The following is a 21,324-nucleotide window of genomic DNA, read 5'->3' as shown; positions in this document are numbered from 1 at the left end:
CCGCATGCGTCGCCGCCTTCGTGTCTGCCTGTTCGCGCTGCTGCTGTGCGCAGGCATCGCACCGGCCATCGCGGCGCCGCAGCTCGACGCGCCGGTGCACAGCGCCGAAGGCATCACCGAGTACCGCTTCGACAACGGCCTGCGGCTGGTGCTGTTTCCCGACCCCGGCAAGCCGGTGACCACGGTCAACGTGACCTATCGCGTGGGCTCGCGCCACGAGGGCTACGGCGAGACGGGCATGGCGCACCTGCTCGAGCACCTGCTGTTCAAGGGCACGCCGACACATCCCGACATCCCCGGCGAGATGAAGCAGCGCGGCATCCGCTTCAACGGCACGACCTGGTTCGACCGCACCAACTACTTCGCCAGCTTCTCCAGCGATCCGGTCACGCTCGACTGGCTGCTGGGCATGGAGGCAGACCGCATGGTGACCTCGCGCATTGCGCGCGCGGATCTCGACAGCGAGATGACCGTGGTCCGCAACGAACTGGAGGCCGGCGAGAACAACCCGGTCCGGGTGCTGGTGCAGCGGCTGATGTCGGCGGCCTACGACTGGCACAACTACGGGAATCCGACGATCGGCGCGCGCAGCGACATCGAGGGCATGCCGATCGAACGGCTGCAGGCGTTCTATCGCACCTGGTACCGGCCCGACAACGCGGTGGTGGTGATCGCCGGCGATTTCGATCCGGCGCACGCGCTGGCGCGGGTGGCCGCGCACTTCGGCGCGCTGCCGCGGCCGGCGACCGCACTGCCGCGCACCTACACGCGCGAGCCGGCGCAGGATGGCGAACGCCACGTCGTCGTGCGGCGCGTCGGTCGCACCCCGTACCTGGCCGCGGGCTATCACATTCCCGCCGGCCGCCATCCCGATGCCGGCGCACTGACGGTCCTGGCGCAGATACTCGGGCATGCGCCCAGCGGCCGGCTGCACCGCGCCCTGGTCGAACCGGGCCTGGCGACCTCGGTCTCGGCCACGGGCTACCGCCTGGACGAGCCGGGGTATCTGAGCGTGGTCGTCGAGGCGCCGGCGGGCAGCGACCTCGATGCACTGCAGGCGCGGCCGCTCGCGGTGCTCGAACAGAAGACGGCGTTCACCGACGACGAGGTCGACGAGGCGCGAACGCGTCTGCTGGCCGGCTTTGAACGCGCATTGCGCGACCCCAACGCGGTCGGCATTGCGCTGTCGGACGCGATCGCGCAGGGCGACTGGCGGTTGTTGCTGCAGTCACGCGATCAGCTGGAGGCGGTGACCGCGGCCGACGTGCAGCGGGTCGCGCGCGCCTACCTGCGCCGCGACAACCGCACGACGGCGCACTTCGTGCCGACCGACGCTCCCGAGCGCATCGAGATGCCCGAGGCCCCGGACGCGGCGACGCTGTTGGCCGGTTTCGTCGGCCGGCCCGCGCTCGCGGCCGGAGAGGCCTTCGATCCGACGCCCGAGACCATCGACGCGCGCACGCGGACCTGGACGCTGTCCAACGGGGCCAGGCTGGCGGTGCTCGACAAGGCGACCCGTGGACAGGCGGTGCAGTTGCGCATGACACTGCGCCTGGGCAGCGAACAGACGCTGGACGGGCGCATCGACGCAGCGATGCTGGCCGGCGCGATGCTGATGCGCGGCGCGGGCGATCTCGACCGCGCGGCGATCTCGCGCCGGCTCACCGCGCTGCGCTCGACACTGGGTGCGAGCGGCGGCGCGACCACGGTCAGCGTCGCGGCCTCGAGCGACCGCGCGCATATCGCGGGGCTGCTCGATCTGATCGCGACCGTGCTGAAGCAGCCGACATTCCCGCAGGACGAATTCGCGCAACTGCGCACCCAGCGGATCACCGGCATCCAGGGCAGCATGAGCGAACCGGGTGCGGTGGCGAACCAGGCGATGGCGCGGCATTTCGACATCTTTCCGCCCGGCCATCCGTTTCACGCACGTACCTTCGAGCAGCGCATTGCCGGACTCGAGGCGACGACGCGCGATGATGCGGTCGCGTTCCACCGCGCGTTCTACGGCATGGGGCCGGGCACGACGATCGCGATCGTCGGCGATGTCGATGCCGAGGCGGTGCGTGCGCAACTCGAAGCGCTGTTCGGCGACTGGCGCCCGGCCACCCCGTTCGTGCGCATTCCCACACCGTATGCGGCGCAGCCAGCCGCGCAACTGCGCGTGGTCACGCCCGACCGGCCGAACGCGGTGTTCCTGGCGCAGCAGGCGCTGCGCTTGGGCCAGGATCACCCCGACTATCCGGCGTTGTATCTGGGCAATCACTTGTTCGGCAGCGGTGGCATGAAGTCGCGGCTGGCCGACCGTATCCGCCAGCGCGACGGCTTGAGCTACGGGGTCAGTTCGAGCTTTGGCGCCAGTGCGTTCGACACGGTCGGCACGTTCTCGGCGCAGGCGATTGCCGCGCCGGAGAACATCGCCAAGGTCGCGCAGGCTTTCGACGAAGAACTGCGTCGGCTGCTCGCCGAGGGCATCGACGAGACCGAGCTTGCGCAGACCCGTGACGGCCTGCTGCTGTCGCGCCGCACGGCACGAGCCAGCGATGCGCAACTGGCCGGCACGCTCAACGACAATCTCTACCTGGAACGCGACATGGCCTACTCGGCCGCGTTCGAGGACGCGCTGCGCGCGCTCGACGCCGAGGCCGTACGCGCGGCAATGGCGCGGCATCTGGATCCCGACGCGACCACAACCGTCGTCGCCGGCGATCTGGACGCGCCTGCCGCGGGACCTTGAGCCCGCGCAGCGTCCCGGCTATTCGGTCGCCGGCGCCGGCGCCGAGGACGCCATCGACTCGAGCTCGGCGCACATCTGCTGTTGCTGCGCCGGCGTCGCCGTGTCGTACTGCGCGCGCACCTTGTCGTGCGCGGATGCGAACTCGCGGTCGAACATCGCCGCGTCGCCGCCCATCTTCACGAACTCCTGCTGCTGTCGCGCCCTGGCCTGCGCCAGTTGCTCCGCCGGGATGCTCGGGTCGCACAGTTCGACCGCCGCGTGCATCGCACCGCCGAGACCGGCGAGCTGAGTCAGCATCGTCGTCGCGGCATCGCCGGTCAGCGGCGCTTCGACCGGGGCACTGCCGTCTTCGAGCTGTGCGGCCGCGGCCTCCGAGGGCACCGTGTGGGTGTCTTCGACTGGCGCGGTCTGCGCGGGCGCGCCGTCGGCCTGTCGGTCGCCGCAGGCAGCGAGTGCGAGCGCGCCAGCGATGGCTAGGCCAAGGGGAAGTCGTACACGCAGTGTCCGCATCCGGGTGATCTCCATGATCGGGTAGAGCTCGAGCCTAGCAGAGCGGGTGTGGCAGGCTGACTGCACGGCTGCGATCGCACATCACGGGGTGTCCGGGGTCTGGCGGCGGCTGCGATAGCACTGCAGGTGCACCCAGGCGGCCTGCAGCATCGGTGCCGCGATCTCCGCCGCCTTCGCCCGCGCCAGCATGTCGCCGACGATCTGCGCCGCTTCGACGTCCTGGCCCGATTCGAGATCGCGCAGCATCGACGCAGTGGCCGCAGAGCCGGCGCGGGTCAGCAGCGACCGGGCCTGCTCGGCGGGTTGCCCCGGAATCGCCTGGCCCTGCGCGGCGGCGACCGCAAGGCACTCATCGTGCAGCGCGGCCATGAAGGCGGCGCCCTCGTCGCTGGCCACGATCCGGCCGATGCTGGCGCGCATCAGGCACGTTGCCGCCGCCATCGCGGTGAGGAAGCTGAACTTGTTCCACGCCGCCTGCAGGAAGTCGTCGCTGCGCACGGCCTCGAAGCCTTCGGCGCGCGCGCACGTGTCGGCAAACGCCTGGGTGCGCGCGCTGCCGTTGCGGGCCGGGTCGCGCTCGCCGAACGTCAGCGACGGTGGCGAGGGCAGATGCACGACCTCACCATCGGCGCCCTTCACCGCGCTGATGAAACACAAGCCGCCGAGCACCGCGTCCGCACCGAAGCGCGCATCGAGCGCGGCGTAGTGCTGCAGCCCGTTGAGGATCGGCATCACCGTCGTGTCGGCCCCGACGGCCGGTGCGATCGCGTCGATCGCGGCATCGAGGTCGTAGGCCTTGCAGCTGAGGATGATCAGATCGAACGGCTGCGTCGCAGCGAGCGCCGCCAGCGCGTCGGCGGTGACGTGCGCGACCGCGAGATCGGCATCGCCGAGCGGGCTGCGCAGGCGCAGGCCCTCGCGCGCGAGCTGCGCCGCGCGCGCAGGGCGCACCAGGAACGTGACGTCGACGTCGGCCTGGGCCAGCCGGCCGCCGAAGTAGCCGCCGGTGCCACCGGCACCGAGGACGAGAATGCGCATGGAAGGCTCCAGGAGGAAACGGGCACCGCCGCAAGCTTAGTGCCCGCGTGCGTGCCGGCGCGACCGCTCAGGCCGTCGCGGCGATCGCGCGCAGCGCCTCGCCGAGCCGGTCGATCTCGTCCGGGCGCGTGAACACCGCGGGCGTGATGCGCACGCAGGCGCCCGAGGCCAGGCCGTCGCGCATCACCGTGTGCAGGCCGAAGTCGTCGAGCAGGCGGCCGGCGAGCGCGTGGTTGTCGTCGAGACCGGGACGGCCGCGCAGGCGCAGCGAGGCGATCGCGCTGCACAGCGCGGGGTCCTCGGACGCCAGCACCTCGAACGCGCCGGTGTCGCGCGCGACCGCGAGCCAGCGCGCCGACAGGTGGCGCAGGCGCGCCTGCTTGCGCGCCGCGCCGATGCGCGCGTGCACGGCGAGCGCGTCGGGCAGGGCCATCACCGCGGCGAAGTTCACGGTGCCGGTATGCACGCGCGCGGCGGTCGCGCCGTGCGGATCGGCCTGGCCCATGTACGGATCGACGTCGTCGGTGCGGCCGCGCCGGATGTACAGGCCGCCGACGCCGACCGGCGCGCCCAGCCACTTGTGGAAATTGACGCCGACGAAGTCCGCGCCCTCGTCGGCGATGCGCACGTCCAACTGGCCGACGCCGTGCGCGGCGTCGAGGATCACGTCGATGCCGCGCATGCGGGCCATGGCGCACAGCTCGGCAACCGGCAGGCGCAGGCCGTGGCGATGGCTGACCTGGGTCAGCAGCATCATGCGCAGCCGCGGATGGCGGGCGATCGCCTGCGCGTAGGCATCGAGGATGCCCTGCCGCGTCGCCGGTGCGGGCAGCGCGATCTCGATCACGTCGACGCCCCGGCGCTGGCGCAGCCAGCGCATCGCGTCGCGCATGCTGTCGTAGTCGACGTCGGCGCACAGCACCGCGTCCCCGGGGCGCAGTCGCCGGTAGCCGCCGATCAGCGCCTGCAGCGCCTCGGTGGCATTGCGGGTCAGCGCCAGCTCGTCGCGGCCGACGCCCAGCGCGTCCGCGGCGCTGTCGAGCGCGGCGCGGTGCAGTGCCGGGAAGGCGCGACGCGCGAACGCCGGGCCCTCGCGGTTCACGCGCTGCTGATGGCGCAGGTACGCGGCCTGCACGGGCGCGGCCATCACTCCCCAGTAGCCGTTCTCCAGCGGCACCGGATCGCGGGCGACGTCGTGGAGCGCGGCGACGCGCGCCCAGTACGCCTCGTCGCGCGCGAGCGCGTCGGGATCCACGCCCGCGGGCGCGACCGGCACGTCCGGAGCGGCCGCGGCGGCGGCCACGGCGGGCAGCGCCGCGGCCAGCGGCGCGAGCGTGGCGGCGCGCAGCAGGCCGCGGCGGGTGCAGTCGGCCATGTCAGAACCGCAGCCGAAGCTGGGCGTAGACGTTGCGCCCGTCGGTGTCGTAGGGCGCGTTGCGCGAGTAGACCAGGCCGCGGCTGGCCTGGAACGTCGCCTCGTCCGGGTAGCGGTCGAACAGGTTGTCGGCGCCGATCCGCAGCGACAGCGCGTCGGTCGCCTTCCAGGTCGCGGTCAGGTCGAACATCAGCATGTCGCCGAAGGTCTGGAACACCTCGCCGGCGGCATTGCCGCTCGAATCGGTCCAGGTGCCGTAGTAGCGCGCCCGCGCCATCCAGTCCCAGCGCTGCTGGCCGAGCGTCGCCGTGAAGCTGCCCTTGTTGCGCGGCAGGCGCTCTTCGAAGATCCGCTTCTGGTCGGGGTTGGTCGCCACGCCGGTGCTGCCGTCGGCGACCTCGGTGCGGTTGTGGTTCCAGGCCAGCGTGAGGCCCAGATCGCCGAACCGGGCCTGGCTGCGATGGTGCGCGACCAGGTCGACGCCCTTGGTGACGGTGTCGAAATCGTTGGCGAACCAGTTGATCGAGGTGTAGCGCATCGGGTTGGGCACGTCCGCGGGCACGGCGCGGTTGGCCGAGATGCTGAAGCGGTCGTCGACCGCGATGCGGTAGACGTCGAGCGAGCCGGAGAACCCCGCCGGACCCTGCCAGGCCAGGCCGAGCGTTGCCGATTCTGACTCCTCGGGGCGCAGCGGCTGCGCGCCCAGCGCGCGTGCGACCGGATCGTCGGGCGAGAGCCGGCCGGTGTTGAACACCAGCAGCGTGGTCGTATCCAGGCCCTGGGTCGTGGACGTGGAGAACAGCTGGCCGGGCGTCGGCGCGCGGAAGCCGGTCGACCAGGCGCCGCGCAGCGCCAGGCCCGGCGCGATCTCCCAGCGCGCCGACAGCTTGCCGTCGAGTGTGTCGCCGAACTCGGAGAAGTCCTCGTAGCGCAGCGCGCCGCCGAGCGCGACGCGCGCGCCCAGCGGCACCTCGATGTCGAGATAAGCCGCCTGGCTGGTCTGGTCCCAGCTGCCGGCCTGCGCCGGGCTGAAGCCGGGCGCGCCGCTGGCGTTGGGCGCGAGCCCTGCGACCGCGCCGGGACCGACCGCCCACGAGGCCGGATCGCCCTGGTCGACCGCGTAGGTCTCCTTGCGGTGCTCGGCGCCGAACGCGACGTTGATCGGCGCATCCAGCGCGGCCGTCTGCCACGCATAGACGAGGTCGAGGTTGAGGTTGGTCTCCTGCTGCTCGAGATTGCCGAGGTAGAACCGGGTGGGGCTGTCGGGCCCGAGCGAGCCGTTGAACGAATTGTCGAGCGTGTAGTCGATGCTGCTCACGCCGTGCGAGGCGCTGACGTCCCAGTCCAGCGCCTCGCCGAGCACGCCGCGCACGCCGGCCAGCAGGTGCATGTCCTCCGACGCGTTGCCGTACTGCGGGGAGAACCCCACCGGGTAGAGGTCGCGCAGGTCGAAGCCCGGGAAGACGTCGGTACGCCGGTAGAGCTCGCCGTTGGTGTCGGGGTTGCGCCAGTTGAAGTCGCTCACGCCGTCGGTATTGCCGTACAGGCCGAACGCATAGAGGCCGCCGTACTCGCCGAGCGGGCGGTCGAGGTTGAAACCCATGCGCGTGCTGGCGAGCTCGGGCTGGCCCCAGCGCTGCACCGGATCCGGCACGTCGAGGTCGGGATGGGCGTCCTGGAACGCGATCGCGTCGGGGCGCTGGCGCGAGCGCGAGGTCGGCTTCGATTCGCTGTGCGCGAGGAACACCCGGAACGCGCCGCCGTCGGCCAGTTCGAAGCCGTAGCCGAACTCGCCGCCCCACGCGGCGCCGTCACCTGCGCTGTACTCGGAGACGTCGAGCCCGAAATGGCCGCCGACGCTGTCATCGAGGATGATGTTGATCACGCCGGCGATCGCGTCCGAGCCGTACTGGGCGGCAGCGCCGTCGCGCAGCACCTCGATGCGCTTGATCGCCGCGGCAGGGATCTGCGACAGGTCCGGACCCTGCGCGCCGCGGGCGCCGAGCAGCGCGGAGCGGTGGAAGCGACGCCCGTTGACCAGCACCAGGGTGTGGTCGGGCGAGAGCGCGCGCAGCGTGGCCGGGCGCACGAACACCAGGCCGTCGGCCATCGGCATGCGCTGGACCACGAACGAGGGCACCAGCTGGGCGAGGATGTCGTTGACGTCGCTCGACTCGACGCTGCGCACGTCCTCGGCGCTGAACACGTCGATCGGCGCCATCGTGTCGAACTGGGTGCGGGCGGAGCCGCGCGTGCCGGTGACGATGACCGCGTCGAGCGCCGACGTCATGGGCTCAGACAATGCGGCGTCAGTCGCAGGCGCGGCGGAAGCGGAGAGGGAAACGAACGCGGTCGACAGTGCGATCGCGCGTGCAAGGTTGGCTGGTGTCATGGCTCGGCGGCTTGGGAGAGGGAGCGCGGACCGCATCCCTGCACCGCAGCGCGGCATGATCGGCGCTGCGGTTGACGCGCCGATGACAGCCACCACTCGCGCGCGCCGTCATCGACTCTCAGGTCTGCGGTACGGGCACGACACGCGCCCGCATACAAGCCCGGCTGCAGCGGCGCCGCCCGCCCGTGGCTACGGTCGTCTGACCAGCTCGACCCGACGGTTGGCCGCGCGGCCGTCCTCCGTAGTGTTGTCGGCGACGGGACGTTCGTCGCCATGGCCCACGGCATCGAGACGATCGGCGGCAATGCCGGCTGCTTCGATTGCCGTGACGACCGACCGGGCGCGCGCTTCGGACAACGCTCGGTTGCGGGCAGGATCGCCGGTGTCGTCCGTATGGCCCTCGACCGATAGAGCGAGCTTCGCGTCGGCCTGCAGCAGCGCGATGATCTGGTCGATCTGCGGCGCCGAATCGGGCAGGATTTCGGCGCGATCGGTCGCGAAGTGCACCTGTAACGCGACCCGCCCCTCGTCGGCCAGCGCCTGTTCCAGCTCGCTCGCTGGCAGCAGCGTCGAGGTCAACTGCAGCCCTTTCTCCTGCACGACGATCAGGCCCGCGTGCGTATGGCCGCGGCAGGTGCGCACCCAGACGTTGCCGTCCTCGCGGCGCAGCACGAACACCTGCTGCGACGAGTTGTGGTAGCACTTGGATTCGCGCGGGTAGGCACGCATCGCAGCGGCGAACGCATCGCCGAGTTCCGAGGGCGTTTCGCCGGACGAGATTTCCACGCCGCCCGCCGCGGTGACCACCTGCTGCAGGTTGCGCACCACTTCGAGATCCGAGAAGTCCTTCTGTCCGCGCATCGCGGCAGCCGGATGCCGGCCGCGTAGACACGGCCCTCGACGCGTGTCAGATCATGACCGTTCCAGAACGCGGCTTCGCCGAAATCCACGCTGCGGGTGTGGCTGGGCGGCGCGCTGTAGCCTTCGGGGATCGAGAAGAACGGAAATTGCCCCAATGGCTGGGTCGACAACGGCAACGCCGCGATGTCGAACCCTGCAGCGCCGGGCACTTCGTCCTCGTTCGCAGGTGCGACGGCGTGGGCGTCGCGGCTGGCTGGAACACCGACGGCGGCCGGTTCGAGTTGATCCACCGGCGCCGCGCTGCCCGGGTCGTTCGTCGGTGCTGCAGGTTCCTGCGCACATCCTGCGATTAATACGGCGATGCACGCCGCGAGCGCGCGATTTGGTCTGGACATTCCCTGATCTCCCGCCATCCGTCGATGGGCGGAACCCTAGCATCGATCGGCGACGCGCCCCCCCCCGAACAGGCGCAGACCCTCGCTCGTCCGCTGCCCCGCGCACGCCACGTCTATGAGGAAGTCGGATGTCGACACGACCCGGACGAGCCGGCCGCCGAAGTCGCTTGGGTGCCGCGAGTACCCAGGAAGGGCGTGCGCGTTCCGGTCTTCTCCGATTCAGCCCAGGAACTGGACGAGGTCAAACGGAAGAGATAGTATTCTCGGCGGATCGGGGATTCTCGGTCGGCATTGGGCTCTGGCGGAAACGCCGGGGCCTTTTGTTTTTCAAGGAAAGCATTTCAATCCATATCCCATGTAGCGTCCTTGCGAATCGTGATCGAGCTTTTCACGGATGACATTCCACGCTCGATTAGGTTGTTCTGGCTTGCGCTGGTGCATACCGATGGGCCTGGCCACAAGGTCAGCCAGTTGCAGGCCAATCGAGTTGCTTCGCTTGTGGCAAATGACGGGTTCGAACGGAATGGATTGCCCGCCGTAGTTGTCGCCCGAACAGATGCGCCTGAAGGACAGCTCCAGATCCCTGTCTTCATTGTTTCCGCGCGACTCGCAAAGTACATGCGCGGTCAGCCATTGATGCGCATCCCCTGTCTGCCCTTGCCGACGGAGTCGGTAATAGATCCTCTCCAGGCAGAACCGCAAGAACACTTCGTAGGGATTCTCATCGCGTTCGCGGTTCTGCAGGCGCCGCTTGTCGATGACGGCTGCGAAAACGGCCATTGGCGTCGCCGCCAATGCGTCTGTCAGCGCCTCCAGAAACGCGCGCTTTCGATCGGGATCGCGCAGGATCGCGAATGGACCGATATCGCGCCGGATCTCGCGCTCGTCATGTCGTCGTGTTTGCTGATCAGACAACACGAGAGCACGAACAGCGGATAGGCCGGATCAATGTTGGCCATGCCATGGTCGCTTTCGTCGACGAACACGAGGTAATCGCTGAAGCTCGACATCAGCTGCGCAGGCCGACCCCGCGCTTGAGCAGGGTCAGCGCGATCACGGTCAGTACGACCACGAAGCCGAACATCAGCGCATAGGCGATGGACAGTGGAATGTCCGAGGTGCCCAGCAGGCCATAGCGGAACGCGTTGACCATGTAGAAGATCGGGTTGGCGTGGGTCGCGGCCTCGGCCCAGCCGGGCAGCAGCTTGACCGAATAGAACACGCCGCCCAGGTACGTCAGCGGGGTCAGGATGAAGGTCGGCACGATCGCGACATCGTCGAACTTCTTGGCGTAGACCGCGTTGATGAAGCCGGCCAGCGAGAAGATCGTGGCGCCCAGCAGCACCGTGCTCAGCGTCACCAGCGGATGCGGGATGCGCACCGTGGTGAACAGCATCGCGATGCCGAGCACGATCACGCCGACCGCCACCCCACGCGCGACCGCGCCCATGACGTAGCCGCCGAGCACGACCCAGCCGGGCATCGGGCTGACCAGCAGTTCCTCGACATGACGGCCGAACTTCGCGCCGAAGAAGCTCGAGGAGATGTTGCCGTAGCTGTTCTGGATGACGCTCATCATCACCAGGCCGGGCACGATGAAGTCCATGTAGGACACGCCGCCCATGTCGCCGATGCGCGCGCCGATCAGGCCGCCGAAGATCAGGAAGTACAACGTCATCGTGATCGCCGGCGGCACCAGGGTCTGGGCCCAGATCCGCAGGATGCGCACGATCTCGCGCCGGGCGATGGTGCCCAGGGCGGTCAGGTTGCGGGCAGTCGTGGTGGGTTCTGTGTGCATGCTCGGCGTCTGTGGAAAGAGGGGCGGGCGGGAGGCTCGCTGTGCGCGACCGGCGTCTACGACGCCTGATGCCCCGATCCGGAATCGCGTGCGGTCAGCCGCACGAACAGTTCTTCCAGGCGGTTGGACTTGGTCCGCATCGAGCGCACGCGCAGCCCGGCCGCATCGAGCGCGGCGAACACCCGGTTGAGATCCATCGCGCGCGGCATGTCGATGTCGAGCGTGTGCGCGTCGGGCGCCGTGATCGTCACGCCGTCGATCGCCGGCAATGCGTCGGGCAGCGCGCCGTCGATATCGAACATGAAGCCCTCGACGTCGAGCTGGGCGAGCAGGGCGCGGATCGGCCCCTGCTCGACGATGCGGCCGTGGTCGATGATCGCCAGGTTGCGGCACAGCGACTCGGCTTCCTCGAGGTAGTGCGTGGTCAGGATGATCGTCGTCCCTGCCGCGTTGATGTCGCGCAGGCTGCGCCACATGCCGCGGCGGATCTCGATGTCCACACCGGCCGTCGGTTCGTCGAGGATCAGCAGTCGGGGTCGGGTCATCATTGCGCGGGCGATCATCAGCCGCCGCTTCATGCCGCCCGACAGCGTGCGGCTCATGACGTGGGCCTTGTCCCACAACTGCGCGGCGCGCAGCTCGGCCTCGGCCCGCTCGGCGGCCTCGCGGCGCGAGACCCCGTAGAAGCCGGCGTAGTTGACCAGGATGTCGAAGGGCTTTTCGAACAGATTGAAGTTGATTTCCTGCGGCACCAGGCCGATCAGGCGCATGGCCTGGTCGCGGTGGCGGACGATGTCCACGCCGAACACCTCGACGCTGCCCGCACTCATGTTGACCAGCGAGGAGACGATGCCGATCAGCGTGCTCTTGCCCGCGCCGTTGGGGCCGAGCAGGGCATGGAAATCGCCGGGCGCGACGTCGAGCGAGATGCCCTTGAGCGCCTCCACGCCACCGGCGTAGGTCTTGCGCAGCTCACGGACGGACAGCGCCGGCGCATCGGCCGGCAGGGGGCGGCTTGGAGTCATGGGTGCGAGGGGTCCGATGCCGGCGGCCGGGGGGAGGCCTGGGCGGAAAACGCTAGTATAGGCGCCCGGTCGCAGCCGGCCCCGCGATGCAGCGTTGCGCGGACGCGCGTCCGTTCCGCTTACGATCCGGTTGACCCGTGGCCATCCAGCACTTCCCACTCAAGCTCACCGGCCGGCGCATGATCGCGCCGACCGTCGCCCATCTGTCGTTCATGCGCGACGACGGCCAGCCGCTGGATTTCGTGCCCGGCCAGTTCATCCAGGTGCACTTCACCTACGCCGACGGCACGCCGACCAAGCGCTCGTACTCGCTGGCAACGATCCACGACCATGCGATGGGACCGGGCGAGGCGGTGGAGATCGCGGTCAGCTACGTGCCCGGCGGCGCCGCGACGGCGCTGTTCGAAGGCCTGGCGCTCGGCGACCACGTCCAGGCCAGCGGTCCGTTCGGCCGGTTCTGCCTGCTGCCGCACGACAGCAACCGCCGCTACCTGTTGATCGGCACCGGCACCGGCGTGACCCCGTATCGGTCGATGCTGCCGCTGCTGGAACGGGCGATCGCCGAACGCGGCGTGGAGGTCGTGCTGTTGCTGGGCGCACGCACGCCGGCCGAGCTGCTGTACGGCGACGATTTTCGCGCCTTCGCGCAGGCGCACCCGCAGTTCCGCTTCGTGCCGTGTTTCTCGCGCGAGCTGCCGGCGCCCGGGGATGCGCACGCGCACGCCGACGTGCGCCATGGCTATGTGCAGCAGTTCGTCGGCGAGTTCGCGCCCGACGCAGACGACATCGCCTACCTGTGCGGCAACCCGGACATGGTCGACGCGGCATTCGAGGCACTGAAGGGCTTCGGCTTGCCGGTGCCGCGGATCCGGCGCGAGAAGTACGTCAGCAGCAAGTAGGGCGGACATCATCGTGTCTGCAACCAACGCCCGATCGTCGATGCCGCATGAGGCGGACGTCGCGGCGCTGATGCCGCCGCCCGATGCGCCGGCATCGTCGCGCACCGGGCTGCGCCGCCTGCTGCCGACGCTGGGCGGGGCGATCGGCGGCGCCGTGGTCGGCGTGGGCGCGGCGATGATCGGCATTCCGCTGCTCGACGCATTGCCGCCCGGTGCACTGACCGCGCTGCTGCTGGGCTTCGTGCTGTCGATCTGGCCGCACGTCGTGCTCCACGAGGCCGGACATGCCGTCGCCGGGCTGTCGCGCGGCATGCGCGCGATCGCGTTCGGCGTCGGGCCGTTCCGGTGCGAGCGGCGCGGCACGCGCTGGCGTTGGCGGCGGGGCGGACGTTTGCACGGCATCGGCGGGTTCGCGGCGCTCCTGCCCCAGGGCACGCGCGGGCTGTCGCGCCTCGACCAGGCCGTGTTCCTGCTCGGCGGTCCGATGGCCAATCTCCTCACCGCTGTGCTGTTGTTGGCCTGTGCGCGGTGGCTGCCGCTGCCGGTGCACCTGGCGGCCGCCTGCATCGGCAGCGCCATCGCCGCCGCGCTGCTGGGCCTGGGCAACCTGCTGCCGTTGCAGCTCTCGGGCTGGCGCCTGGATGGCCGGGTGCTGCTGGACCTGCTGCGCCGGACACCCGATGCCGCGCTGCACCTGCAGATCAGCCAGCTGATGGCCCTGAGCCTGGCCGGCGTGCGGCCGCGCGACTGGCCCGAGGCCGCAATTCCTGTGCTGTCGGCGTCGCTCGCCAGCGACGGCCTGGCGCTGAGCGGACGGATGCTGCGGCTCTCACATGCGATCGACCGACGCGATGCCGGGGCCGCCCAGACCGATGCCGTCGCGTTGACGGCCGCATTCGCCTCTGCGCCCGCGGTGTCGCGAGGCCCCATCGCCGTCACCCTGGCCAGCCATGCCGCGCTGCTGGTCGGCGACCGGGCCTTGCTAGCGGCGTGGCGCCTACGCTGCGACGGCGGGCTGCTGGACCTTTCGCCCTACCGGGCCTGGCTGGATGCGGAGCTCGCGCGACTGGACGGCGATGCGGGCGCGCTGACGACGCACCTGGCAGATGCGCGCGCGCTGGCCGAGCGGATTCCGGACGCGGCAAGCCGGAAGGTTTTCGACGACCGGCTTGAGGCCCTCGCCCAGGCGCTTCGGTCCGAGGTGTAAAGCGCGCTTGACATCCGGCGCGGTGCGGCCGCATGCTCACTGTCAAGTACACTTGACAACGCAGGCCGCCATGACCCGTTGCTTCCGCCACCAGTTCCTGCTGACCGTCGCCGCGATGCTGATGACCGCGGCGATCGCATTGCGCCTGCTGCTGCCCGCCGTCCCGGCCTGGGCCCCCGCGCTGATCCTGCTGTCGGCGATCGCGATCGGTGCAGTCGCCGTGCGGCACGGCGCGAGCGACTGCGTGAACGCGCCGCCCGCCCTGCAGCGCCGCTACACCCGCGACATGACGATCGGGATGGTCAGCTATATGGCGTTGCTGTTCGCCTCGTTGCTGCTGCTGCGCACCGTGGAGGCGCCGGCGCTGCGGGCGCTGATCGCGCTGCTGCCAGCCGCACCGATCGCGTTGTTGTTGCGCGCGATGGTGCGCTTCATCCGCGGCGTCGACGAGCTGCAGCAGCGCATCGAGCTCGAGGCGATCTGCATCGCCGCCGCGCTGGTGTCCTTCGGCTACATGACCGGCGGGTTCCTGCAGGCGGCCCAGGTCATCGACGTGCCAGCGAGCGCCGCGATGCTGTGGGTGTTCCCCCTGGTGTGCGGCCTGTACGGCATCGCGAAATCGGTCGTCGCGCGGCGGTACCGGTAAGGGGCCCGCCATGAAGAGCCGGGTGCGGGCACTGCGCGAGGCAAGGGGCTGGTCACAAGCACAGCTGGGCGAACGTCTGCAGGTGTCGAGGCAGACGATCAACGCGATCGAGACGGAAAAGTACGACCCCAGCCTGCCGCTGGCGTTCCGGATCGCACGCGAGTTCGCCGAGCCCATCGAATCCATTTTCCTGTTCGAGGACGTTCCATGAGGACATCAACGCTTTCCGCGCTGGCGCTGGCCGCGGGCATCGGGCTCGCCGGCTGCAGTGGGAGTGCGCCGGCACCGGCAACCGGCGAGGCCGCCCGGCCGACGCGGATGTTCGGGCAGATCCCGTTCCACGCCTGCACGCTGGACGCGGGCAACGCGGCGACCCGGGTCGAGGCGCAGTGCGCGACCTACGAGGTCCCCGAGAATCCCGGCGCGCCCGACGGCCGGCGCATCGCGCTCAACATCGCCTGGCTGCCGGCCGATGCGAAGGACGGCGGCACCGCCGATCCGGTGTTCTTCCTCGCCGGCGGCCCGGGCCAGGCCGCGACCGAACTCGCCGCGCAGATCAACGCCGGCCTGCGCGAAGTGCGCCGCCAGCGCGACATCGTGCTGGTCGACCAGCGCGGTACCGGCAAGTCGAACCCGCTGACCTGCACCGATGCCGACGGCAAGGCGATGGAACTCGATGCGCTGGCCGCACCCGACGACGCCGCGCTCGACGCCTATGTCGGCCGATGCCTGGCCGGCCTCGACGGCCGCGCCGATCCGCGCTTCTACACGACGGCCAATGCGATCGTCGACCTGGACACCGTGCGCGCCGCGCTCGGTGCCGAACAGGTCAACCTCATCGGCGGCTCCTACGGGACCCGCGTCGCACAGCAGTACGCGATGGCCTATCCGCAGCACACGCGCAGCATCGTGCTCGACGGCGTGGCGCCGAACGATCTGGTCGTCGGCGGCGAGTTCGCGCATACCTTCGAGGATGCGCTGGCGCTGCAGTCCAAGCAATGCGCGCAGGACGCCGAGTGCCGCACGCGCTTTCCCACCGATCTGCAGGCGCAGCTGCGTGGGGTGCTGTCGACGCTGCGCACGACGCCGGCCCCGGTGACCTATCGCGACCCGACCACCGGCGCGCAGCGCGATGGCGTGGTCACGCCGGACACGGTGACCGACCTTGCGTTCCTGTTCTCGTACGCGCCGCAGACCGCGTCGCTGCTGCCGTTGATCCTCGACGAAGCGGCGCAGGGCCGCTACGGACCGCTGATGTCGCTGTCGCAACTGATGTACAGCAACGTCGACGGTCAGATGACGCGCGGCATGCAGTGGTCGGTGATCTGCGCCGAAGACGCAGGCCGTTACCGCGAGGACGGTCGCGTCGCCGACACGATCCTGGGCCCCGGTGTCGCGCGCATGTTCTTCGGCGCGTGCCGCACCTGGCCGACGGGTGCGCCGCCGGCGAACCACACCGCCGCGCTGCAATCCGATGTGCCGGCCCTGCTGATGTCGGGCGAACTCGATCCGGTGACGCCGCCCGCCTACGCCGAGCGCGTGCTGGCCGGCCTGCCGAACGGACGCCATCTGGTGTTCAAGGGCCAGGGCCACGGCACGTTCGCGCTCGGCTGCGCGCCCAAGCTGCTCGCGCAGTTCATCGAATCCACCGATGCGAAGGCGCTCGACGCCAAGTGCCTGGACGCGATGCGTCCGGTGCCGCCATTCACCAGTTTCAACGGGTGGTCGCCGTGACCGCGCCGCGCCTTGCGATGTCCCTCTTTCTTCCGGAGCTCCGCCGATGATCACCGCCCAGCAACTGCACAAGGCGTTCAAGACCAAGACCGGCACGGTCCAGGCGGTCGACGGCGTGGACTTCGTCGCCGAGGACGGCCGTATCACCGGCCTGCTCGGGCCCAACGGCGCCGGCAAGACCACGACGCTGCGCATGCTCTACACGCTGATGAAGCCCGACCGCGGCCAGGTGTTGGTGGACGGCCTCGATGCGAGCCGCGACCCGGCGGCGGTGCGACGCGTGCTTGGCGTGCTGCCCGACGCGCGCGGTGTGTACAAGCGGCTGACCGCACGCGAGAACATCCACTACTTCGGCCAGTTGCACGGCATGACGCCCGACCAGATCGCCGCGCGCACGCAGGCGCTGAGCGACCAGCTGGACATGGGCGAGATCCTCGACCGCCAGACCGACGGCTTCAGCCAGGGCCAGCGCACCAAGACCGCGATCGCGCGCGCGCTGGTGCACGACCCGCGCAACGTCATCCTCGACGAGCCGACCAACGGCCTGGATGTGATGACCACCCGCGCGATGCGCGAATTCCTGTTCAAACTGCGCGACGAGGGCCGCTGCGTGATCTTCTCCAGCCACATCATGCAAGAGGTCGCCGCGCTGTGCGACCGCATCGTCATCATCGCCAAGGGACGGGTGGTCGCCGCCGGTACCTCCGATGAACTGCGCGCGCGCTACGGCACGCAGAACCTCGAGGACGCGTTCGTGCGTGCGATCGGCTCGGAAGAGGGGCTGCTGGCATGAGCGGCGCACTGCGATGGGTGTGGTGCGTGATGCGCAAGGAGCTGCTCGACATCGGGCGCGACCGGCGCACGCTGTTCATGGCGCTGCTGCTCGGCCCTCTGCTGTATCCGGTGCTGATGACCGGCATGAACGTGATGATGGAAAAGCGCGCCAAGACCGAACAGGACCGCATCCTGGAGGTCCCGGTGCTCGGCGCGGCGCATGCGCCGAACCTGGTCGCGCATCTGGCGACAATGGGCATCGTCGCGGTCGATGCGCCGGATGATCTCGATGCGGCCATCGCCCGGCAGGACGTCGACGTTGCGATCGAGATCCCGGCCTCGTTCGCCGAGGATTGGCAGGCCGGGCGCCCGGCGACGGTCGAGGTCATCAGCGACAGCACCCAGCGCAATGCGCAGACGCCGGCCACGCGTGTACGCGTGGCGATCGCGAGCTACGGGCAGCAGGTCGGCGCGTTGCGCCTGCTCGCGCGCGGCATCGACCCGTCGGTGGTGCAGCCGATCGCGGTTGGCACGCGCGATATGGCCAGCGAAGAGGCCAAACGCGGCGTCCTGCTCGCGGCGCTGCTGCCGTATCTGTTGATCCTGTCGAGCTTCATCGGTGGCTCGTATCTGATCATCGACGCAACCGCCGGCGAACGCGAACGCCAGTCGATCGAGCCGCTGTTGGCCACGCCCGCCGCACGCAGTGCGATCGTCAGCGGCAAGATGCTGGCCGCCTGCGCGATCGGCCTGCTGTCGTTGCTGCTCACGTTGCTGGCCTTCAAGCTCAGCGCCCAGATCGGCACCGGCATGACCCGCATGCTCGATGTGCGACTGGCGGCGATCGGCAAGATGCTGTTGGTGCTGCTGCCGATGCTCTTCATCGGGACCTCGCTGCTGACCTTCCTCGCGGCCGCGGCCAAGAGCATGAAGGAAGCGCAGAGCCACATCGTCTGGCTAATGCTGCTGCCGATGGTCCCGACGTTCGTGCTGATCGTCAATCCGATCAAGACCGAGCTGTGGCAGTTCGCGGTGCCGTTCCTGGCGCAGAACCAGCTGCTGCTCAAGATCATCCGCGCCGAACCGATCGCACCGCAGATCTGGGCGGTGTACCTGCTCGCGAGCCTCGCGCTGGTGGCGGTGTTCTGGGGACTGGCGGTGTGGCGCTACCGCCAGGAGCGGCTCGCGATCTCGGGCTGAGTTCGTGCCGGCATGGGTCGCGTGCGTCATGCGTGGCCCAAGCGCCGTCTCGCGCGGAGGCCCGACGTCCGCACGAGCCATGCGCCGGTGGGGCGCTCGCGTCAGTTGGCGGTCGGAGAAAACCCGATCGTGCGCCGCGTGGTGACCGGCGCCGGCACCGGCTCGAAGCGCCAGCGTCGCACGGCCGACAACGCCTCGCGATCGAAGGCGCGGGGCGGGTCGGCACGCACGATGCGCGCGCTGCTGACCGAACCGTCCACGGCCACGGTGAACTCGACCTGGACTTCGCCGCTGATGCCCGCACGCAGCGCGTCGGGGGGATAACGCGGGGCCGGCGTGCTCAACGGGCGCAGCTGGACCGGGGCCGGGGCCGGCGGCGTCTCGGCGGGCGGCGCTTCGGTGGCCGGGGTCGGCGCCGGCGCCGGACGTGCGGGTGTCGGGCGCGGCGTGTCCTGCGCTGGACGCGGGGTCGTCTGCGCGGGCGCCGGCGTCGGTGCGGACGTCGGTGCGCTGCGCGCGCCGGCGGTGTCGGCCGGTGGCGGTCCAGGTAGCTGCTGCGCCGCCGAGACCTGTTGCTCGCGCTGCTGCTCGGCACGCTCGCGCGCGATCTGCTGCTGGCGCTCGGCCTCCTGCGCGGCGCCGCGCTGCCGATGCACGGCCGCCTCTTCGGCGGTGGCGATGCTGGTACGCAACCGGCCGAGCGCCGGATGGGTGGCGTCCGCACGTTCGATCAGGCCCAGCAGCCGGCGGGCCTCGGCGAAATCGCCGCGGTCACGGTTCTGCTCGGTCGCGATCACGGTGATCGGCAGCAGATCGATCAGCGCGCTGGTCGCCGCGGCGTCGCCCTGGGTCTTGTCGCGCAGCGCCAGGTAGTACTCCATCGCGTTCTCGCCGGGCGGGAAGTACAGCCGGCTGTCCTGGTAGGCCTGGCTGGCCGCCTTGCGCAGATCGTCGGCCGAGAGCGCAGCGAGTGCATCGTCGGCCGCGCGTTGCTGGCGAGCGGCCTGGTCGGCCGCCTGGCGGCTCACGTCCGCGGTCTCGGCCGGTGTCGCTTCGGGCTCGGGCGCATCGTCCCGGCCGCCGCAGGCGGCCAATCCCAGCGCCACGCACAACGCCGCGGCCAGCCCGGTCCGCGACGACACTGCGGGCGTCGATCGATTCGAGACCATCATCGTTCCCCAGGGTGCCTGTTCTTCAAAGTGCGTAGCACGCGGCAGCGCAGACGATTTGTCAACCGCGCAGCCACGCGTGCGGGCTACGATTGTAGGCGCGTTCGCAGCGTGTTCACCGAACATACGCGTTTTCATTGGGCATGTCCGCTGCCGCACCCGCCTACTTGCCAATGCAGAAACTCGAGAAGATGTGCCCCAGCAGGTCATCGGGCAGCACCCGGCCGGTGATCTCGCCGACTGCATCGTGGGCGACGCGCAGCGCTTCGGCCGTCAGTTCCAGGGTCTGCGCCTGCAGCGTCGCGCGCGCATCGTCCACCGCATCGGCGGCGACGCGCAGGGCATCGACGTGGCGTTGCCGGGCGGTGAATGCGCCTTCGCCGGCGGCGGGTCCGGCGCCCTGAATCGCCAGCGCGTCGCGCAGCGCATCCAGGCCCGCACCCGTGTGCGCGGAGACACGCAGCACGTCATCGTCCACGGCGGCGGCGTCTTCGAGCAGGTCGACCTTGTTGTGCACGACCAATCGCGCCGGCACATCGGCGATGTCGCCGGCCACCGCGCTCAGGCCTTTGTCCGGATCGCGTGCATCCAGCACGACGATCGCCAAGTCCGCGCGGCGCAACTCGGCGCGGGCGCGGCGGATACCCTCGCGCTCGATCGCATCCCCAGCCTCGCGCAGACCCGCGGTGTCGACCAGGGTCAGCTCGGCGCCGGCGATGCGCACCGTCTCGTGCAACAGATCGCGCGTGGTGCCGGCGATCTCGGTGACGATCGCACGCTCGCTGCCGGCCAGTGCATTGAGCAGCGAGCTTTTGCCGGCGTTGGGCGGGCCGACGATCACCGCATGCACGCCATCGCGCAACCGGCGTCCCTGCTCGGCTTCCGCAAGCAAGGCCTCCAGCGACGCGGCGAGCGCATCGAGCCGCTCAGCCACCACGTCGCCGCCGAGCGCATCGATCGGCTCGTCGGAGAAATCGATCATCGCCTCGACGTGCACGCGCAGGTGCAACAGTTCGGCGGCCAGGGCATCGCAACGCGTCGAGAACGCCCCATCGAGCGCGCGGCGCGCAGCACGTGCGGCGCGCGCATCGCCGGCAGCGATCAGGTCGGCAACGGCCTCGGCCTGGGTGAGGTCGAGCCGGCCGTTGAGGAAGGCGCGTTCGCTGAACTCCCCCGGCCGCGCGAGCCGAGCGCCGAGCGCGCGGCACCGTGCAAGCAGCTGCTGCAGCACGACCGGACTGCCGTGACCCTGCAACTCCACGACGTCCTCGCCCGTGTAGCTGGCAGGGCCGGCGAACGCGATGGCGATGCCATCGTCTAGCGTCTCGCCATCCTGGTCACGCAAGCGGACGTGATGCGCGTGGCGCGACCGCAACTCCCGGCCGCACAACGCGCGCGCGATCTCGACCGCACGCGGGCCCGACAACCGCACGATGCCCACGCCCCCTGCACCGGTCGGCGTGGCGATCGCAGCAATGGTGTCGGTCGGCTGCATCCACGCCTCCTCAAAACCGGGGTCAGAGTGGCTGTTCGAAGCCCCCGGGGCCACGTGGACATCTGCGAA

General features: G+C 70.1%; 18 protein-coding genes. 8 read left to right on the top strand and 10 right to left on the bottom strand.

All coding sequences use genetic code 11. The features are described 5' to 3' along the window. Positions 1-4 precede the first annotated feature (4 nt). The gene (locus ABE487_RS10940) at positions 5-2,737 is read left to right on the top strand and encodes a pitrilysin family protein (RefSeq protein ID WP_346452395.1); all 2,733 of its coding nucleotides are present in this window, start codon (positions 5-7) and stop codon (positions 2,735-2,737) included. Between the two features lie 18 nt (positions 2,738-2,755). Here the strand turns inward: ABE487_RS10940 and ABE487_RS10935 are convergent, their stop codons facing one another. The 8 genes from ABE487_RS10935 to ABE487_RS10900 form a co-directional block, all read right to left on the bottom strand. Continuing rightward, positions 2,756-3,313, bottom strand: coding sequence for a hypothetical protein (locus ABE487_RS10935; protein ID WP_346442034.1), 558 nt, complete (start codon positions 3,311-3,313; stop codon positions 2,756-2,758). A 15-nt stretch (positions 3,314-3,328) separates the two neighbouring features. Then, positions 3,329-4,285: a 2-dehydropantoate 2-reductase gene (gene panE, locus ABE487_RS10930; protein WP_346452396.1), complete on the bottom strand. Its 957-nt coding sequence runs from the start codon at positions 4,283-4,285 to the stop codon at positions 3,329-3,331. Between the two features lie 67 nt (positions 4,286-4,352). Continuing rightward, positions 4,353-5,660, bottom strand: coding sequence for an aminotransferase class V-fold PLP-dependent enzyme (locus tag ABE487_RS10925; protein WP_346452895.1), 1,308 nt, complete (start codon positions 5,658-5,660; stop codon positions 4,353-4,355). Position 5,661: 1 nt separating this feature from the next. Further along, positions 5,662-8,052, bottom strand: a complete 2,391-nt coding sequence (locus ABE487_RS10920) for a TonB-dependent receptor (protein ID WP_346452281.1) — start codon at positions 8,050-8,052, stop codon at positions 5,662-5,664. A gap of 189 nt (positions 8,053-8,241) precedes the next feature. Further along, a complete protein-coding gene (locus tag ABE487_RS10915; RefSeq protein WP_346452280.1) occupies positions 8,242-8,913 on the bottom strand; it encodes an OmpA family protein in 672 nt (223 codons plus the stop codon). A 722-nt stretch (positions 8,914-9,635) separates the two neighbouring features. Next, a complete protein-coding gene (locus tag ABE487_RS10910; protein WP_346452279.1) occupies positions 9,636-10,226 on the bottom strand; it encodes a DUF3800 domain-containing protein in 591 nt (196 codons plus the stop codon). A 91-nt stretch (positions 10,227-10,317) separates the two neighbouring features. Then, the gene (locus ABE487_RS10905) at positions 10,318-11,106 is read right to left on the bottom strand and encodes an ABC transporter permease (RefSeq protein WP_346442036.1); all 789 of its coding nucleotides are present in this window, start codon (positions 11,104-11,106) and stop codon (positions 10,318-10,320) included. 56 nt (positions 11,107-11,162) lie between these two features. Beyond that, positions 11,163-12,131: an ABC transporter ATP-binding protein gene (locus tag ABE487_RS10900; protein WP_346447643.1), complete on the bottom strand. Its 969-nt coding sequence runs from the start codon at positions 12,129-12,131 to the stop codon at positions 11,163-11,165. A gap of 137 nt (positions 12,132-12,268) precedes the next feature. Between ABE487_RS10900 and ABE487_RS10895 the strand changes: the two genes are divergently transcribed. From ABE487_RS10895 to ABE487_RS10865, 7 genes are all read left to right on the top strand, one after another. Then, the gene (locus ABE487_RS10895) at positions 12,269-13,030 is read left to right on the top strand and encodes a ferredoxin--NADP reductase (RefSeq protein ID WP_346452278.1); all 762 of its coding nucleotides are present in this window, start codon (positions 12,269-12,271) and stop codon (positions 13,028-13,030) included. 13 nt (positions 13,031-13,043) lie between these two features. Then, on the top strand, positions 13,044-14,237 hold the full coding sequence (locus tag ABE487_RS10890) for a site-2 protease family protein (RefSeq protein WP_346452277.1): 1,194 nt from the start codon (positions 13,044-13,046) through the stop codon (positions 14,235-14,237). Between the two features lie 70 nt (positions 14,238-14,307). Beyond that, positions 14,308-14,883 carry a hypothetical protein gene (locus ABE487_RS10885; protein ID WP_346447645.1) on the top strand — a complete coding sequence of 192 codons (576 nt, stop codon included), beginning with the start codon at positions 14,308-14,310 and terminating at the stop codon, positions 14,881-14,883. Between the two features lie 10 nt (positions 14,884-14,893). After that, complete coding sequence (locus tag ABE487_RS10880; RefSeq protein ID WP_346442041.1) at positions 14,894-15,094, top strand: helix-turn-helix transcriptional regulator; 201 nt, start codon at positions 14,894-14,896, stop codon at positions 15,092-15,094. Next, positions 15,091-16,617: an alpha/beta fold hydrolase gene (locus tag ABE487_RS10875; RefSeq protein WP_346452276.1), complete on the top strand. Its 1,527-nt coding sequence runs from the start codon at positions 15,091-15,093 to the stop codon at positions 16,615-16,617. Before ABE487_RS10880 ends, ABE487_RS10875 begins: the two co-directional genes overlap by 4 nt. A 46-nt stretch (positions 16,618-16,663) precedes the next feature. After that, positions 16,664-17,410 (top strand): ATP-binding cassette domain-containing protein, encoded by a 747-nt coding sequence (locus ABE487_RS10870; protein ID WP_346452275.1) that lies wholly within the window; start codon positions 16,664-16,666, stop codon positions 17,408-17,410. Next, complete coding sequence (locus tag ABE487_RS10865; RefSeq protein ID WP_346452274.1) at positions 17,407-18,591, top strand: ABC transporter permease; 1,185 nt, start codon at positions 17,407-17,409, stop codon at positions 18,589-18,591. Before ABE487_RS10870 ends, ABE487_RS10865 begins: the two co-directional genes overlap by 4 nt. Positions 18,592-18,692: 101 nt before the next feature. On the opposite strand, the gene ABE487_RS10860 is transcribed toward ABE487_RS10865, so the two are convergent. Together ABE487_RS10860 and mnmE are read right to left on the bottom strand one after the other, a co-directional pair. Beyond that, positions 18,693-19,733, bottom strand: a complete 1,041-nt coding sequence (locus ABE487_RS10860; protein WP_346452273.1) for an energy transducer TonB — start codon at positions 19,731-19,733, stop codon at positions 18,693-18,695. A gap of 190 nt (positions 19,734-19,923) precedes the next feature. Further along, positions 19,924-21,255 carry a tRNA uridine-5-carboxymethylaminomethyl(34) synthesis GTPase MnmE gene (mnmE, locus tag ABE487_RS10855; protein WP_346452272.1) on the bottom strand — a complete coding sequence of 444 codons (1,332 nt, stop codon included), beginning with the start codon at positions 21,253-21,255 and terminating at the stop codon, positions 19,924-19,926. Positions 21,256-21,324: the final 69 nt, after the last annotated feature.

The sequence above is a fragment of the Luteimonas sp. TWI596 genome, from assembly GCF_039674105.1.
In the GTDB taxonomy this organism is placed as follows: Bacteria; Pseudomonadota; Gammaproteobacteria; order Xanthomonadales; family Xanthomonadaceae; genus Luteimonas.
The sequence above is the reverse complement of the archived record's forward strand: the minus strand, read 5'-3'. Positions and strand labels throughout refer to the sequence as shown.

Excerpts from the sequence above, each read along its gene's own strand:
- mnmE (WP_346452272.1), bottom strand. The coding sequence starts at position 21,255 with ATGCAGCCGACCGACACCATTGCTGCGATCGCCACGCCGACCGGTGCA.
- ABE487_RS10870 (WP_346452275.1), top strand. The coding sequence starts at position 16,664 with ATGATCACCGCCCAGCAACTGCACAAGGCGTTCAAGACCAAGACCGGC.
- ABE487_RS10925 (WP_346452895.1), bottom strand. The coding sequence starts at position 5,660 with ATGGCCGACTGCACCCGCCGCGGCCTGCTGCGCGCCGCCACGCTCGCG.
- ABE487_RS10900 (WP_346447643.1), bottom strand. The coding sequence starts at position 12,131 with ATGACTCCAAGCCGCCCCCTGCCGGCCGATGCGCCGGCGCTGTCCGTC.
- ABE487_RS10915 (WP_346452280.1), bottom strand. The coding sequence starts at position 8,913 with ATGCGCGGACAGAAGGACTTCTCGGATCTCGAAGTGGTGCGCAACCTG.
- ABE487_RS10920 (WP_346452281.1), bottom strand. The coding sequence starts at position 8,052 with ATGACACCAGCCAACCTTGCACGCGCGATCGCACTGTCGACCGCGTTC.
- panE (WP_346452396.1), bottom strand. The coding sequence starts at position 4,285 with ATGCGCATTCTCGTCCTCGGTGCCGGTGGCACCGGCGGCTACTTCGGC.
- ABE487_RS10905 (WP_346442036.1), bottom strand. The coding sequence starts at position 11,106 with ATGCACACAGAACCCACCACGACTGCCCGCAACCTGACCGCCCTGGGC.
- ABE487_RS10865 (WP_346452274.1), top strand. The coding sequence starts at position 17,407 with ATGAGCGGCGCACTGCGATGGGTGTGGTGCGTGATGCGCAAGGAGCTG.
- ABE487_RS10875 (WP_346452276.1), top strand. The coding sequence starts at position 15,091 with ATGAGGACATCAACGCTTTCCGCGCTGGCGCTGGCCGCGGGCATCGGG.
- ABE487_RS10885 (WP_346447645.1), top strand. The coding sequence starts at position 14,308 with ATGACCCGTTGCTTCCGCCACCAGTTCCTGCTGACCGTCGCCGCGATG.
- ABE487_RS10940 (WP_346452395.1), top strand. The coding sequence starts at position 5 with ATGCGTCGCCGCCTTCGTGTCTGCCTGTTCGCGCTGCTGCTGTGCGCA.
- ABE487_RS10880 (WP_346442041.1), top strand. The coding sequence starts at position 14,894 with ATGAAGAGCCGGGTGCGGGCACTGCGCGAGGCAAGGGGCTGGTCACAA.